This is a genomic window from Streptomyces sp. MMG1121 (assembly GCF_001280015.1).
Lineage (GTDB): Bacteria > Actinomycetota > Actinomycetes > Streptomycetales > Streptomycetaceae > Streptomyces.
The window spans coordinates 131,543-145,392 of record NZ_LGDV01000085.1 but is presented as its reverse complement, the minus strand read 5'-3'; the positions used below and the strand labels follow the sequence as shown (position 1 = coordinate 145,392).

Genomic DNA, 13,850 nt, shown 5'->3' with positions numbered 1-13,850 from the left:
GCCCGAAGTTAGTCACCTTGATCACGTCCGGCAACACCCGGCGGCGCCGATCGCAGGGTCACATCCTCTCGGCCCCGGCCTTGATCGCTTCGCGGATACGGAAGTACGTGCCGCAGCGGCAGACGTTGCGGATGGTGTCGAGGTCGGCGTCCGTGATCGCGCGGCCCTCTTCGGCCACTTTGCGGACCAGGGCCACGGCGGCCATGATCTGGCCCGGCTGGCAGTAGCCGCACTGGGCCACGTCGTGGTCGAGCCAGGCCTGCTGCATGGGATGCAGGTCCGCACCCACCGTGGCGGGCAGTCCTTCGATCGTGGTGACCTCGTCGGTCGGCTCGAGGTCGCCGACCGGGATCGAGCAGGGGTTGACCGCCTTGCCGTTGAGATGACTGGTGCACGCCTTGCAGACGTTGATGCCGCAGCCGTACTTGGGGCCGGTGACGCCCAGCACGTCGCGCAGCACCCACAACAGCCGTACGTCGTCGGCGACATCGACGGTGACCTGTTCGCCGTTCAGTCGGAATGTGTGCTTGGGCACGGGGGCTCCTTGCGTCAGAAGGCGTGGTCCAGGCCGTCGGTCGGCGACTGGGGGACGGGCGGGACGGTCGGTTTGGGCGTGAAGGAGAGCGTGCCGTGGTTGATCGGGAAGCTGGTGGGCATCGTGCCGGTGGCGCGGCCGTAGGCGCAGGCGACCGCGGCCATCGACGCGGCGACACCCAGTTCACCGGCACCGCCGGGCTCCCCGGTGCTCGTCGGCATGACGATGATCCGCAGCTCGGGCGGGGTGTTCCACTGCCGGGTGTAGAAGTAGTTGTCCCAGCTGGCCTCCAGGAAGTGGCCGTCGCTCAGGTGCAGGCTGGACGTCAGGGTCTGGGCGATGCCGTCCATCACACAGCCCATCATCTGCGCCTCCAGGCCACGTGGGTTGACGGCGAGGCCGACGTCCACGGCGAAGACGGCCTTGGTGACGCGGGGCCCGGCCACGCCGTCGCGGACGGGGCGGTTCACGGTCTCCGGCCGGCAGTCGATCTCCACCAGCGCCGCGCTGACGGAGTGGTACTCGGAGTGGAAGGCGATCCCCTGCGCGGTGCCGGGTGGCATGGTCCGGCCCCAGTCACCGGCCTCGGCGACCTGGTCCAGCACCGCCCGGGAGCGGTCGTCGTGCAGGAACTCGTGCCGGAACCGGTAGGGGTCCTTGCCCATCCGCACCGCGAGTTCATCGACGACCAGCTCCCGGGCGCAGGTGACGTCGGGCGAGTAGACGTTGCGCATGCTGCCGGTGTTGAAGCCCTTGTTCGTCTCGTTGAGCAGTCGGCTGCTGACCCCGAACTCGTAGGGCATCGACTGGGTGAGCTGGAAGAACGTCTCGGAGAAACCGATGTCGCCCACCGGCAGCTTCGCGGCCAGGGCGGTGAGGACCTCGCCGAGTCCATGGCTGAGATCGGTGGCGACACTGGTGTGCCGCTGCTTGTAGCCCAGCACGGTGGTGCCGAGATAGTCGATGCGGACGCGTGAGGTGGCCATGGGATGGGCGCGCCCCTGACGGCAGTCGTCGGCACGGTGCCACATGAGTCTGACCGGCTTGCCCATCGCCTGGGACGCCTCCGCGGCTTCCAGCGCGGCGTCGAAGAAGAGCTTGCGGCCGAAGGAGCCGCCGCCTTCGGTGACATGCACGGTCACCGCGTGCGGCGGAAGCTTCAGCCGGGCGGCGATGCTCGCCCGGGCCACGATCGGGGCCTTGAGGGACGCCCAGATCTCGGCGCGGTCGGAACGCACGTCCGCCACCGCGCAGTTGGGCTCCAACGCGCTGTTGCCGCGGAAGTGGAAGGTGAACGCGGCCTCCACGCTCGGGGTGAGCGGTGGGAGTCCGAGGGGCGGCTCGGCGGCGCGCAGCTGCGCCAGCACGGACTCGTCGGACTCCCCTTCCGCGGTACCGGGCCGCCAGTCGACGTGCAGAGCGCGTACCGCGTCGATGCACTGGCCGAAGGTCTCCGCGCGCACCGCCACGCCGGTGGAGATCACGGCGACATCGGTGACGCCCGGCATGGCGCGGACCTCGGCCAGGTTGGACACCGATCCGACGGTGCCGTTGATGGTCGGCGGACGGCACACCATGGTCGGCCTGGCGTCCGGCACGTCGAGATCCATCGCGAACGTCTTGCGCCCGGTGACCGCGGCCAGCGCGTCGACGCGACCGCGCGGTGTGCCGATGACGCCGAACTTCTCCCGCGGCTTGAGTTCCACGGCGACCTGTTGCGTCGTCATGCTCGCGGCCTTCTGGGCGAGCGCGCCGATGCCGATGCTCCGGCCGGCGAGATCGATGACGACACCGGCTCTGAGAGTGAGGTCGGTGACCGCGGCGCCCAGTTCGCTCGCCGCGGCCCGCAACAGCCGGCCCCGGGCGACCGCGGCGGCCACCCGGATCGGGTGGAACGTCGAGATGGTGGTGTTCGACGCGCCCGTGAGCTGGTTGAACAACAGCTCCGGCCGTGCGTCGGCCAGGGAGACACGGATCCGCTCCAGCGGTACGTCCAGCTCCTCGGCGATCAGCATGGCCGTCGACGTGGTGATCCCCTGGCCGACCTCGGCCCGCGGCAGAGCGAACGACACGGTGCCGTCCGTGTGGACCTCGACGGTGATCAGGCCGGAGGTCGGCAGGGCCGCCGTGGTCATCACGTCGTTGAGGTCGAGCAGATCCGTCGGTTCCGGTGACGGGATGCCGGCTTCGGCGGCCGGTGCCGGACCGAGCTGGGCGGCGGCCACGAGCGTCGGCGCCGCCAGCACGTATCCGAGGAACCGTCTGCGCCCGACACCATGTCCACCGGATTCCGGAGGAGCCGAACGATCAGCGCCGGTCATGTCCGCGAACCTCCGCCCTGCGCTGTGGCCGTTCCGCGGCCGCGCACCTGTGATTCCACCCAACTCAGGGTTTTTATCACGGACTTTCACGTGCTCCGTGGGCCGGGTTGACCGTAAGTCAGGACCGGGGCGGGACGACGAGCCGCCGTCACCGCCTGCGCGACACGGCCAGCTCGATGAGACAGCGCTTGGTGACCCGGCCGCCGTACCGTCCGTCGATCAGGCCCGCGACGCACCCCAGCAGACCGTTCCTCGCGGCCTCCGCAAGAGCCCGGTGGCCGGAGTAGGTCCGCAGCACGTCCAGATAGTCCGACGTGGTGTAGGTGAGGTCCTGCTCGTAGCGGCGCAACACCGTCGGACCGAACCGGCCGCCGCGCGCCACCTCCTCCGCATGGTCGCGGCTGTCGACGTCGGCGGCCGAGGGCAGTCGCAGCCCGGGCGGGGTTTCGGGGTCGAAGCGCTCGTAGCAGTGCTGGACCTCGACGAAGAACTCCTCGGTGCCGCCTCGCACATGCTGGGTGCGCACCACGGCGAGCGACCCGCCCGGACGCAGCGCGTCGGCGGCCTTGACCATCCGCACGGCCGGGTCGATCCAGTGGAACGCCGTCGCCGAGACGACCGCGTCGAACGGCTCCTCGGGCAGCGGCCACTTCTCGAACTCCGCGGTCACCACCTCGACGGCCGCGACGCCGGCCAGGTTGCGACGGGCGACCGCGGCCAGCCGCGGTCCCGCCTCGACGGCCGTGATCCGACAGCCGCGCCGGGCCAGCGGCACCGTCGCCTGACCGGTCCCGCAGCCCACCTCCAGTACGCGGCTGCCGGGACCTGCTCCCGCGAGATCGGCGAGGTCGTCGTACAACTCGGGCGGATAGCCGGGCCTGGCCCGGTCGTACAGCTCCGCGTCCTCGTCGAACGTCCACCGCAGAAGGTCCCGCCGGGACTCCTCGGGCCTGTCGTCCCTCGCCGCGCGTCTGCTGTCGTCGGGCATGAGGGGCAGGCTAGCGCCGGCCGGTCGCGCAGGTCCCTCAGCTCGCATGCCGGCGCGATCCCGCTCGATGAACGAGCGTGCCGGGGCGGGGAACGCGTAGCGTCGGGCGGAACGTCGCCGACGGAACCGGCGTCCTATCGGGCGGCAGGCGAGCGAGGTGCGCTGCGGACACGGTCGGCGCGGGGGACGCGAGGAGGGCGGCAGGCATGTCGGATGTGGTGGAGAACCTGGCCAACGAGGGCGGAAGAGTGCTCGTCACCGCCCTCGCCACCGGACTGGTGGGGGCGGTGCGGCGGATCCCGCAACTCTGGCGCGGGGTCAGTGCCGAGGAGCGCATGACCGCGGAACTGGAGCGCTCCGCAGGCGAGTTGGCGTCCGCCGGCCCGGAGGACACCATCGCCCGGTCCCGGGTGGCGATCGCCTGGGAGACGCGGCTGCGCGATCTGCTCCTCGCCGTACCCGAGGCACGGCCCGAGCTGGAGGCACTCCTCGCCGAGCTCCGGCAGGAGCACGCGCTCGTCCGGCAGACCACCACGCAGCACATCACGGCCAGCGGCAGCAACTCCCTCGCACAGGGCGTCATCGGCGGCAACATCTACCACACCGGCGCATCGGCAGCCGGGCCGGGCGCCGCCCCGCACGACCGCGGTGCCCAGGACGGGCCCGGCGCCGGAGCGGCCGGGTGACCGCCCCGGGCCCGGCGGAGGGCGCCGGAGCGGCGAGGATCGTCCAGAACGTCTACGCCTTCGGGGGGTTCGCCTACGGCGCGATCCACGCGGACGTCCACGTGCACGGCGACGGACGGCCGGTGTACCTGCTGACGGAGCACCGGCCGGCATCCGGACATCCCGGCCGCGACGGGGCCGCCGTCCCCAGCCGGCTGCTGAACGCGGCCAACGCGGTCGTGCCCTTCACCGGCCGTACGACCGAACTGCGCGAACTCCAGGACTGGTGCACCGAGGGCGGCCCGGGCGACGGGGCGGACCTCGCCGTCCGGTGGCTGCACGGCCCCGGAGGGCGGGGCAAGACCCGCCTTGCCGATCAACTCGCCGCTGTCGTGGGTGAGTCGGGATGGAAGACCGTCGTGGCCCGGCACGGCGGGGCAGTGGTGCCCGAGTCCCAGGGCAGCCACGATGCCCGGGCCGGTGACCGGCACGGCCTCCTGGTCCTGGTCGACTACGCCGACCGCTGGCCCCTGCAGGACCTGACCTGGCTCTTCGCCAACAGCATGTTCGACGTGGGCGGCAGGCATCGGATTCCGGTACGCGTGCTCCTGCTGGCGCGCACTGCCCACGCCTGGCCCGCGGTGCGCGCCACGATCGGTGACCGGGCCGCACCCTCCGACCGGGAACTGCCCCCTCTGCCCGAGGATCCGGGCGGGCGGCACGCGATGTTCGCCGCCGCCCGCACCCGCTTCGCCGAGGTGTACGGGCACCCCGAGGCCGACGCGGTCACCCCGCCGGTCCCGTTGGACGACCCCGCGTTCGGCCTCACCCTGGCCGTGCACATGGCGGCGCTGGTCGCCGTGGACGCCCAGGTGCACGGGCGCAGACCACCCCAGGAGGCGGCCGGTCTGTCGGCGTACCTGCTGGACCGGGAACGCGAGAACTGGACCCGGCTGTACGAGAACCGGACGGCCGGCCTGGACTTCGCCACCGCACCGGCCCAGATGGCCGACCTCGTGTTCGTCGCCGCCCTCACCGGCGCCCAGCACTGGGACGACGCCGTAGCGGCCCTGGAGAGCACCGCGATCGCCGGCACGCCGGAGACCGTACGGTCCCTGCTGCGCGACCACGCGCGCTGCTACCCACCGCTCGACCCCGCGACGGTGCTGGAGCCCCTGTACCCCGACGTGCTGGCCGAGGACTTCCTCGCCCTGTCGATACCCGGCCACCCGGTCACGGGTCACAGCCCCGACCCGGCGGCGGCGACGGTCCCGAAGGCACTGCTGACCTCACCCGGCCTGTGGGCCTGGGCCACCCGCGCCGTCACCGTGCTGGCCGCGGCCGCCGACCGGTGGCCGCACGTCGGCGAGCGGGTCCTGTACCCCCTGCTGAGGGAGCGACCCGATGTCGCCCTCGTGGCCGGGAACGCGGCGCTGGTGGCCCTCGCGGACATCACGGACGTCGACGCCGCGAGCCTGGCCGCGATCGAGACGACGGCGATCGAGGGGCTGCGCGGCAGACCGCACATCGACCTCGACACCGGCCTCGCCGCGATCGCCCTGCGCCGGGCCGAGTTCCTGGAACCCGAGAGCACCCCGGCCCGGCGCGCGGGCCTGCACCGCCACCTCGTCGTCCGCCTCCAGCAGGCGGGACGGTGGGCGGAGGCCCTGGAGCACGCCGAACTGTCCGCCGACCTCTACGCCGACCTGGCCCGGACGGATCCGGACACCTTCCGGCGGGATCTCGCCGGAGCGCTGTCCGGCCTGGCCGTCACGCAGGCGAGGACCGGGCGACGAGCCCAGGCGCTGAGCACGTCGGAGCGGGTCGTGGCGCTCTACGACGACCTCGCGGTGACCGATCCGGACATCTGTCGTCCGCTGCTCGCCGAGGCACTGGGCAACCACGCCAACCGGCTGGCGGACGCGGGACGCGGAACTGAAGCCCTGGACTGCTCCCGGCGTTCCCTGACGCTGCTGGAGGAGCTGTGCCCGGGCGACCCGGAGCTGTACACCCCCGTTCTGGCCGGCGTCCTCGACAACCACGCGACATTTCTGGCGGAGGCCGGACGGCACGACGAGGCACGGCACTGTGCCGATCGCGCCGCCGCGCACAAGGTCCGGCTGGCACAGGACCGCCCCCAGTCGTTCACGCCCATGCTGGCCGCGCACCATCACGACGACGCGATCCGGTGGGAGAGAGCCGGGGACCTCACGAAGGCACGGGAGGCGTCGGCGCTGGCCGTCGAGGCGTACGAACGGCTGGCCGACGTCGACCCGCACGTGCATCTGCCCGCGCTGGCCCAGGCGCTCACCACCCACGTAGGCCATCTGTCGATGACCGGACAGCGAGGTTCGCCACGGTCCCTGGACCTCTCCCGGCGCGCCGTCGAGCTCTACGAGCGGCTCGCCGACGGCTCCGTGACCCATCTGCCCGACCTCGCACGGGCGCTGCGCGACCGCGCGGGCGAGCTGTCCGGTGCGGGTCACGCGGCCGAGGCCCTGGACGACTCCCGGCGGGCGGTCGAGCTGTACGAACGGTCGCCCATGGGCGACGCCGACACCGACCTGCTCGGTCTGGCCGACGCCTTGCAGGCGTTCGCCCTGGTCAGGGTCGAGGCGGAGACGGACCTGCGGGCCGCGCTCACGGCGGCCTCCCGTGCCGCGGGCGTCTACCGCGACCTCGTCGACGAACACGCGGGCCCCGGTCTGGGACCGTACGTCGGCAAGCTCCTCGACGCGTACGACGTCGTCTGTCTCGTCTGGCCGCCGCTCGGCCACGCCGACGAGGCCCAACGGCTGCGCGACCACACCCGCTTGCTGCGCGGAGCCGTCGGCCCCCGGGCGAGGACCGTCGACCCGACGGTCCTCGCCGTACTGACCGAAACCACGGACGTGCGGGCGATGCTCGATCTCGGGGTCGGGCTGGACGAGGCCGGGCTCGCCGAGGAGGCCGAAGCATGGCTGCGCCGGGCCGCCGAGACCGACGACGTCACGGCGATCGCCCTGCTCATCAGGCACCTGCTGAAGGCGGGGCGGAGGGAGGAGAGCGAGCCGTGGCTGCGCCGGGCGGCCGACACCGGGGACGTACAGGCCACGGCGCTGTACGGCGGGCTGCTGGCCGACACCGGGCGGACGGCGGAAGCCGAGCCGTGGCTGCGCCGGGCCGCCGAGGCCGAGGACGTCGACAGCATGTACCGGCTCGCCGAACTGCTGGCACGGACTCACCGGCGGGATCTGGCCGCACCGTGGTACCGGCGCGCGGCCGATGCCGGGCACGTGTCCGCTGCGGGCGCGCTCGGCATCCTCCTGCACGACGCCGGGCGGCCGCAGGAGGCCGAACCGTACCTGCACAGCGCGGCGACGGCCGGCAACGCGATCGCCATGAGCAATCTCGGTCACCTGCTGTACGGCACCGGGCGGCTGCGCGAGGCCGAACAGTGGTACCGGCGCGCCGTCGACGCCGGATTCGACCGGGCGCTGTACGACGTCGCCGTCCTCCTGGACAGGACCGGGCGCCGGGGGGAGGCCGAGGACTGGTTCCGGCGCGCCGCCGAGAGCGGGAACATGCGCGCCGCCTCCGCCGTGGGCCTGCGGCTGTGCGAAAGGGGCCGCCTCACGGAGGCGGAGCCGTGGCTGCGCCGGGCGGCCGAGGCCGGTGACGTGGACGCGATGGTCAACCTGGGACTGCTGATGGGCCGCCGGGACCGGCTCGCGGAGGCCGAGGAGTGGCTGCGCCGGGCTGCCGAGGCCGGTGAGACCGGCGCCATGGGCCCGCTGGGGGCGTTGTTGTGCGAGAGCGGACGGGTGCCGGAGGCGGAGCCCTGGCTGCGCCGCGCGGCCGCGGCCGGAGACGTCAACTCCATGATGAACATGGGCCGCGTGCTCTTCTTCGCCGGCCGGCAGGAAGAGGCGACGCAGTGGTTCCAGCGCGCCGCCGCCGCGGGCGATCCGGAGGCCGCCAGGCTCCTGCGGTCCCGGTCGCTGCGTTCCGGTCCGGGAGAGGGAGGAAGACGCCGCCGGTGGCGGCGGGGCTCCGACTGAATGCCCTCTGGGCCGGCCCGGCATGGGGTCACTCCAGGGAGGTGCGCGTGTCGGTGATCGGGTCGCGGATCCGGCGGTGGGCGGCGTCGCGGTCGCGGCGGGCGCGCCAGGCCAGGACCACCGCACTGGGCGGGATCGGCCCCGGCAGCGGGTAGCCGCGCGGGCACGGGGGAGCCCCGACGTGCCGGGCAGCGCCGGTCCGCCCGTCCTGGTGAACAGCACGGGCGGACCGCCGCCGGGGCCGCGCTGCCGCGGAGCTGGTTCCCCCGTCGTACGGGCCGACCGCGCCGCTCCCGGGGGCCGCGGCCTCCAGAACTGCCACCGCCCCGGTCGGTCAGCGCGGTGGCCTGGCCGCGCCGGTCCATGGCGCGGACCCGAACAGTCCTCGGCGACACGGTCCGTGGTTGCAGTATTGCGCAATCATGCAGTTATCATCTCGGCAGTGGCGCCGCCCGATCTCCGGATCTGGGCGGGCTCTTCCACGTGCCACCGCGGCACCGGGTTCCTGACCGCAGGGACCGCTGAGGCCGTCGTACCACCCACAGGTGACCGCGCAGGCGGGGAAGCCGGAGGAAGCTGACATGGCCGGCGTGAAGAGCTTCTCCGTCTCGGGGTACGGCCCCGAGCGCTCCCGATGGACACGGCTCTTCGCCCGTGACTCCCTCGTCCGGCGGCTGGACTGGCCGATACTGCTGTCGGCCCTGGCGCTGTCGGTCATCGGCTCGCTCCTGGTCTTCTCCGCGACCCGCAACCGCACCGCGATCAACCAGGGCGACCCGTACTACTTCCTGATCCGGCACCTGATGAACCTCGGCATCGGGTTCGTCCTGATGATCGGCACCGTCTGGTTCGGCCACCGCGCCCTGCGCAACGCGGTGCCGGTTCTCTACGGCCTGTCGGTGCTGGGCGTGCTCCTGGTGCTCACTCCGCTCGGCGCGACCATCAACGGCAACCGCAACTGGATCGTCCTGGGCGGCGGATTCTCCCTGCAGCCGTCGGAGTTCGTGAAGGTCGCGATCGTCCTGGGCATGGCCATGCTCCTGTCGGCCCAGGTCGACGCGGGCGACAGGAAGTACCCGGACAGCCGCACCGTGATGCAGGCGCTGGGCCTGGCCGCCGTGCCGATCATGGTCGTGCTGATGATGCCCGACCTCGGCTCGACGATGGTCATGACGGTCACGATCCTGGGCGTGCTCCTCGCCTCGGGCGCCTCCAACCGCTGGATCTTCGGCCTGCTCGCCGTCGGTGTCCTCGGTGCCGTCGCGGTGTGGCGGCTGCACGTCCTGGACCAGTACCAGATCAACCGCTTCGCCGCCTTCGCGGACCCGAGCCTGGACCCCTCCGGAGTCGGCTACAACACCAACCAGGCCCGGATCGCCGTGGGTTCGGGCGGACTGACCGGCGAGGGGCTGTTCCACGGCGCGCAGACCACCGGACAGTTCGTCCCCGAGCAGCAGACCGACTTCGTGTTCACGGTCGCCGGAGAGGAACTGGGCTTCGTCGGCGCCGGCTTCATCATCTTCCTGATCGGCGTCATCCTGTGGCGCGCCTGCCGCATCGCCCGTGAGACGACCGAGCTGTACGGCACGATCGTCGTCGCCGGGATCGTCGCCTGGTTCTCCTTCCAGTCCTTCGAGAACATCGGCATGGCGCTCGGCATCATGCCGGTGGCGGGCATTCCACTGCCGTTCGTCTCCTACGGCGGCTCGTCGATGTTCGCGGTGTGGGTGGCCGTGGGGCTGCTGCAGTCGATCCAGGTACAGCGACCGATGCAGGCGTAGTTGATGGCCTTTGTCGCTGTTACAAGACAGGGACAAAGCGCCGATGAACGCCTGCCTCTCCTCTGCCGTCACTTCTAATGACTACGCCAATCGACATGTACCTCTCTTTTGGCGCGAAAGAGATGTTTCACTCCTGGAAAGGGACATATCTGTGATGGTCTCGAAGCGGCGCTCCCTGCGTATAGCCGTCGTCGGTGTCCTCGGCGCGGCCTCCCTCGCCCTCGCGGGCACCGCGATGGCGGCCACCCCGGCCGCGCACACCGCGTCTCCTGCCGCCGTCGCGCAGCAGACCCCGGCCGCCAAGGCCGGCATCACCGCCACTCCGTCGGTGTCCTCGGTCCGCGCCTGGCAGCAGTTCCGGGTCACGGGCAAGACCACCGGCCTCAAGGCGGGCAGCACGGTGACCCTGCAGCAGAAGCAGCACGGCAAGTGGGTCAGCCTGCGCGCGTCCGTGCCTGTCTCGCACAGCGGCTCCTACTCGCTGCTCGTCGAGCTCGGGCTGAAGGGCAAGAACGAGCTGCGCATGGTCAACGGGAAGACGGCCTCGCCCGTCTTCAACGTGACGGTCCGCTAGGTCTTCGACGGCGCTGGCGCCGGGGGGAGAACGGGCTCTGCCCGCCCCCGGCGCCACCGTGTTCGCCCCGTACAGGGAAATCTTTGTCGACAAGCCGTCGTGCCGCCGCGTTCACAGCTGTGCCGTGCAGTCGGGGACGTAGGTCTGCAGATCACGTGGCGGCCGCTCATAGCCGGTGGACGGCGGCCGGTCGGGCAGTTCCAGCACCGGCGGCGGTACCTCGTGGTAGGGGACGGAGGCCAGCAGATGGGCCATCATGTTCAGCCGCGCACGCCGCTTCTCATCACTCTCGACGACGTACCAGGGCGCCTCGGCGATGTCGGTGTGCACCATCATCTCGTCCTTCGCCCGGGAGTACGCCTCCCAACGGCTGATCGACTCCAGGTCCATCGGCGACAGCTTCCAGCGCCGCAGGGGATCCTCGAGCCGACGTCTGAACCGCTCCAACTGCACGGTGTCGCTCACCGAGAACCAGTACTTGCGCAGCAGGATCCCGTCCTCGACCAGCATCCGCTCGAAGACCGGGCACTGGCGCAGGAACAGCTGGTGCTCCTCCGCGGTGCAGAAACCCATGACACGCTCGACTCCGGCCCGGTTGTACCAGGACCGGTCGAAGAGCACGACCTCCCCGGCGGCCGGCAGGTGTTCGACGTACCGCTGGAAGTACCACTGGGTGCGCTCGCGCTCTGTCGGCCTGGGCAACGCCGCGATCCGGGCGACACGAGGGTTGAGATACTCGGTGACCCGCCGGATGGCACCGCCCTTGCCGGCCGCGTCCCGCCCCTCGAAGACGACCACCAACCGGACGCCCTCGGCGCGCACCCACTCCTGCAGCTTCACCAACTCGGTCTGCAGCCGCAGCAGTTCGGCTACGTACCTCTTGCGTGACAGCGTCGCCGCTCTCTTGTCCGTCATGGGGCCATTCTCCCCTCGACCCCGCGCCCTGGCCTGCGCGGCGGCGCCGGACGCGAGAGTGCGGTGGGGCCCGAGGACCACCGGGCGGTCCCCCTCAGCGGCCGAGCGCGCCCTTCAGCTGCTGCTTGCTCATCGAGGAGCGTCCGCGGATGTTCCGCTTCCTGGCCTCCTCGTACAACTGGTCCTTCGTAGGTCCTTGTGCGCCACTGTGCGAGCGCAGGCCGCCCCGCTCGTACGCCGACTTCGGATCGCGGACGGATGCTCTGCCGGCGTTCTCGGCCTCTCCCGACCTCGCCCGCTCCTTGTTCACGGTGCGCGCAGCGATCTCCTCGGCCCGCTTCATGCTCTCGCCGCGCTGCTGCGCGCTCTCCTTGATGTGCTCGTACTGGCGCTCACGCTTCGCGTTCGATCCCGCAGGCATGACGGGCTCCTTTCTGTCCTGCGCACGGGTACCCCTGACCGGGGGCGAGTCACATGGCGCGCAGGCCCCGGTCGGCAAAGGTGATCAGCCACTCGAAGCTCTCGTCGACGTCGGTGCTCCACTGGAAGCCATGGGCCGACTGCAGCGTGGCGAAGCCGTGGCAGAGGCTGCGGAGCATGCGCAGGGCGTGGTCCACGTCGGACTCCTCGATCTCGTAGCCGCGCAGGACCGCCGTGAACGCGGCGAGCAGCCGGCGGCCCGCGGTGGCCAGTGGATCGTCCGGACCGGACGGTTCCATGCCGATCGTCGCGGCGTAGCGGCCGGGGTGCGCCAGGACGAAGGCGCGGAAGGCGCGCGCCGCGGCCGCCAGGGCGTCGCGGCCCGCGTACCCCTGGACGGCGCGGCCGACGGCGTCGGCGGCCTCGCCCAGCGCCAAGACCGCGATGCGCCGGTTGAGGTCTTCCTGGCCGCCCACGTGCTTGTACAGGGACGGGGTGCGCACGCCCACCCGCTCGGCCAGCGAACCCATCGTCAGGCCGGCGAGGCCCACCTCGTCGGCGAGGGCGGCACCTGCCGCGACCACGGACGTCGTGTCCAGGCCGGCCCTAGGCACGAGCGGTGTCCGATCGGAGGAAGGCGAGCATGAGTGAAACCACCTCGTCGGGGAACTGGTCGTGCGGATAGTGTCCGGCGCCCTCGATCATCTCAAGGCGCCCGAGGCCGGACGGCAGGGCGTCGACGATCGCCGAACCCTCGGCCTGCGGGTCGGCCCAGTCCGGGTCGAGCGTGCCCATCACGACCAGGACCGGGCAGCGGACGTCGCCGAGTTGCGCGCCGGCGTCGGTCGGGGCGCTGCGGCCCATGCCCTGCATGGCCTTCATCCGGCCCGGCTCGCGCAGCAGGGAGTCGATGCGGCCGAGCCGCTCGGCCCAGTCGGCCGGTTTCACGCCGGGACAGGCCACGTCGAGGTACGAGCGCCAGAGCGGCACGCTGCCGAACACGCCCGCGCCGAGCAGCCGCAGCATGCCCTGCCGGAAGCGCCGCACCCGCAGGTCGCCGAGGCGGATGGACTGCTTGCGGGTGAACGGCGCCAGCTCGACGACCGCGCTGACGAGGGAGGGTTCCTGCGCCGCGGCGATGGTGGCGGCGCCGCCGGAGACCGAGTGGCCGACCAGCACGGCCGGGCCGCCCAGGTGGCGGATCACGGCGAGCAGGTCGCCGGCGATGGCGGTACGGCTCCAGACCGGCCAGCCGACGCTGGACTCGCCGCAGCCGCGCAGATCGACCGCCGCGACCCGATAGCCCGCCTCCACCAGCGACGGGATCACGGCACGGTAGGCGGCGCGGCTGTCGCCCATGCCGTGCGCGAGCACTACCAGCGGGCCCGATCCCGCCACTTCGTAAGCGATCGTGCCGCCGTCGACGGCAAGGTACTCGGTCATGACATCCCCCCAGCGCTGGCTAACTCTGTTAGCTAAAAGCTAATCCCATTACCCAATCCTGTCAACGACGAGAACCCCGGCACGCGCAGGTTTACGGCAAATCCCCCTACCGGTCCGACTGTCTGGCGTACCGTCCCCTGTGAGGCTGTTTCTCCGACGAGAGCGCGA

General features: G+C 71.8%; 12 protein-coding genes. 4 read left to right on the top strand and 8 right to left on the bottom strand.

Annotated elements, in window-relative coordinates; all coding sequences use genetic code 11:
- Positions 1 to 58 precede the first annotated feature (58 nt).
- The 3 genes from ADK64_RS09185 to ADK64_RS09175 form a co-directional block, all read right to left on the bottom strand.
- A complete protein-coding gene (locus tag ADK64_RS09185) occupies positions 59 to 535 on the bottom strand; it encodes a (2Fe-2S)-binding protein (protein ID WP_053656915.1) in 477 nt (158 codons plus the stop codon).
- 14 nt (positions 536 to 549) lie between these two features.
- Positions 550 to 2,856, bottom strand: coding sequence for a molybdopterin cofactor-binding domain-containing protein (locus tag ADK64_RS09180; protein ID WP_053656913.1), 2,307 nt, complete (start codon positions 2,854 to 2,856; stop codon positions 550 to 552).
- A gap of 148 nt (positions 2,857 to 3,004) precedes the next feature.
- Positions 3,005 to 3,844, bottom strand: a complete 840-nt coding sequence (locus ADK64_RS09175; protein ID WP_053656911.1) for a class I SAM-dependent methyltransferase — start codon at positions 3,842 to 3,844, stop codon at positions 3,005 to 3,007.
- Between the two features lie 206 nt (positions 3,845 to 4,050).
- Between ADK64_RS09175 and ADK64_RS09170 the strand changes: the two genes are divergently transcribed.
- Positions 4,051 to 4,530: a hypothetical protein gene (locus ADK64_RS09170; protein ID WP_053656909.1), complete on the top strand. Its 480-nt coding sequence runs from the start codon at positions 4,051 to 4,053 to the stop codon at positions 4,528 to 4,530.
- Positions 4,527 to 8,549, top strand: coding sequence for a tetratricopeptide repeat protein (locus tag ADK64_RS09165; protein ID WP_053656907.1), 4,023 nt, complete (start codon positions 4,527 to 4,529; stop codon positions 8,547 to 8,549). The genes ADK64_RS09170 and ADK64_RS09165 overlap by 4 nt, the downstream gene beginning before the upstream one ends.
- A 28-nt stretch (positions 8,550 to 8,577) precedes the next feature.
- Here ADK64_RS09165 and ADK64_RS45820 read toward each other — a convergent pair whose 3' ends face one another.
- Positions 8,578 to 8,871: a hypothetical protein gene (locus ADK64_RS45820; protein WP_159046202.1), complete on the bottom strand. Its 294-nt coding sequence runs from the start codon at positions 8,869 to 8,871 to the stop codon at positions 8,578 to 8,580.
- A 259-nt stretch (positions 8,872 to 9,130) separates the two neighbouring features.
- Here ADK64_RS45820 and rodA point away from each other — a divergent pair, with 259 nt between their 5' ends.
- Both rodA and ADK64_RS09155 read left to right on the top strand, forming a co-directional pair.
- A complete protein-coding gene (gene rodA / locus ADK64_RS09160) occupies positions 9,131 to 10,330 on the top strand; it encodes a rod shape-determining protein RodA (RefSeq protein ID WP_053656905.1) in 1,200 nt (399 codons plus the stop codon).
- Positions 10,331 to 10,484: 154 nt separating this feature from the next.
- Entirely contained in the window at positions 10,485 to 10,904 is a 420-nt protein-coding gene (locus ADK64_RS09155) for a hypothetical protein (RefSeq protein WP_053656903.1), read from the top strand.
- 111 nt (positions 10,905 to 11,015) lie between these two features.
- Here ADK64_RS09155 and ppk2 read toward each other — a convergent pair whose 3' ends face one another.
- From ppk2 to ADK64_RS09135, 4 genes are all read right to left on the bottom strand, one after another.
- Positions 11,016 to 11,819 carry a polyphosphate kinase 2 gene (ppk2, locus tag ADK64_RS09150; RefSeq protein WP_053656901.1) on the bottom strand — a complete coding sequence of 268 codons (804 nt, stop codon included), beginning with the start codon at positions 11,817 to 11,819 and terminating at the stop codon, positions 11,016 to 11,018.
- Between the two features lie 94 nt (positions 11,820 to 11,913).
- Complete coding sequence (locus tag ADK64_RS09145) at positions 11,914 to 12,240, bottom strand: hypothetical protein (RefSeq protein WP_053656899.1); 327 nt, start codon at positions 12,238 to 12,240, stop codon at positions 11,914 to 11,916.
- 49 nt (positions 12,241 to 12,289) lie between these two features.
- The gene (locus ADK64_RS09140) at positions 12,290 to 12,823 is read right to left on the bottom strand and encodes a TetR/AcrR family transcriptional regulator (RefSeq protein ID WP_053656897.1); all 534 of its coding nucleotides are present in this window, start codon (positions 12,821 to 12,823) and stop codon (positions 12,290 to 12,292) included.
- Positions 12,824 to 12,845: 22 nt separating this feature from the next.
- Positions 12,846 to 13,682, bottom strand: a complete 837-nt coding sequence (locus tag ADK64_RS09135; protein WP_053656896.1) for an alpha/beta fold hydrolase — start codon at positions 13,680 to 13,682, stop codon at positions 12,846 to 12,848.
- Positions 13,683 to 13,850 lie beyond the last annotated feature (168 nt).

Bases quoted from the DNA above. Each gene is read 5' to 3' on its own strand.
- ADK64_RS09145 (WP_053656899.1), bottom strand. From the start codon at position 12,240: ATGCCTGCGGGATCGAACGCGAAGCGTGAGCGCCAGTACGAGCACATC.
- ADK64_RS09175 (WP_053656911.1), bottom strand. From the start codon at position 3,844: ATGCCCGACGACAGCAGACGCGCGGCGAGGGACGACAGGCCCGAGGAG.
- ADK64_RS09170 (WP_053656909.1), top strand. From the start codon at position 4,051: ATGTCGGATGTGGTGGAGAACCTGGCCAACGAGGGCGGAAGAGTGCTC.
- ppk2 (WP_053656901.1), bottom strand. From the start codon at position 11,819: ATGACGGACAAGAGAGCGGCGACGCTGTCACGCAAGAGGTACGTAGCC.
- ADK64_RS09180 (WP_053656913.1), bottom strand. From the start codon at position 2,856: ATGACCGGCGCTGATCGTTCGGCTCCTCCGGAATCCGGTGGACATGGT.
- ADK64_RS09135 (WP_053656896.1), bottom strand. From the start codon at position 13,682: ATGACCGAGTACCTTGCCGTCGACGGCGGCACGATCGCTTACGAAGTG.
- ADK64_RS09155 (WP_053656903.1), top strand. From the start codon at position 10,485: ATGGTCTCGAAGCGGCGCTCCCTGCGTATAGCCGTCGTCGGTGTCCTC.
- rodA (WP_053656905.1), top strand. From the start codon at position 9,131: ATGGCCGGCGTGAAGAGCTTCTCCGTCTCGGGGTACGGCCCCGAGCGC.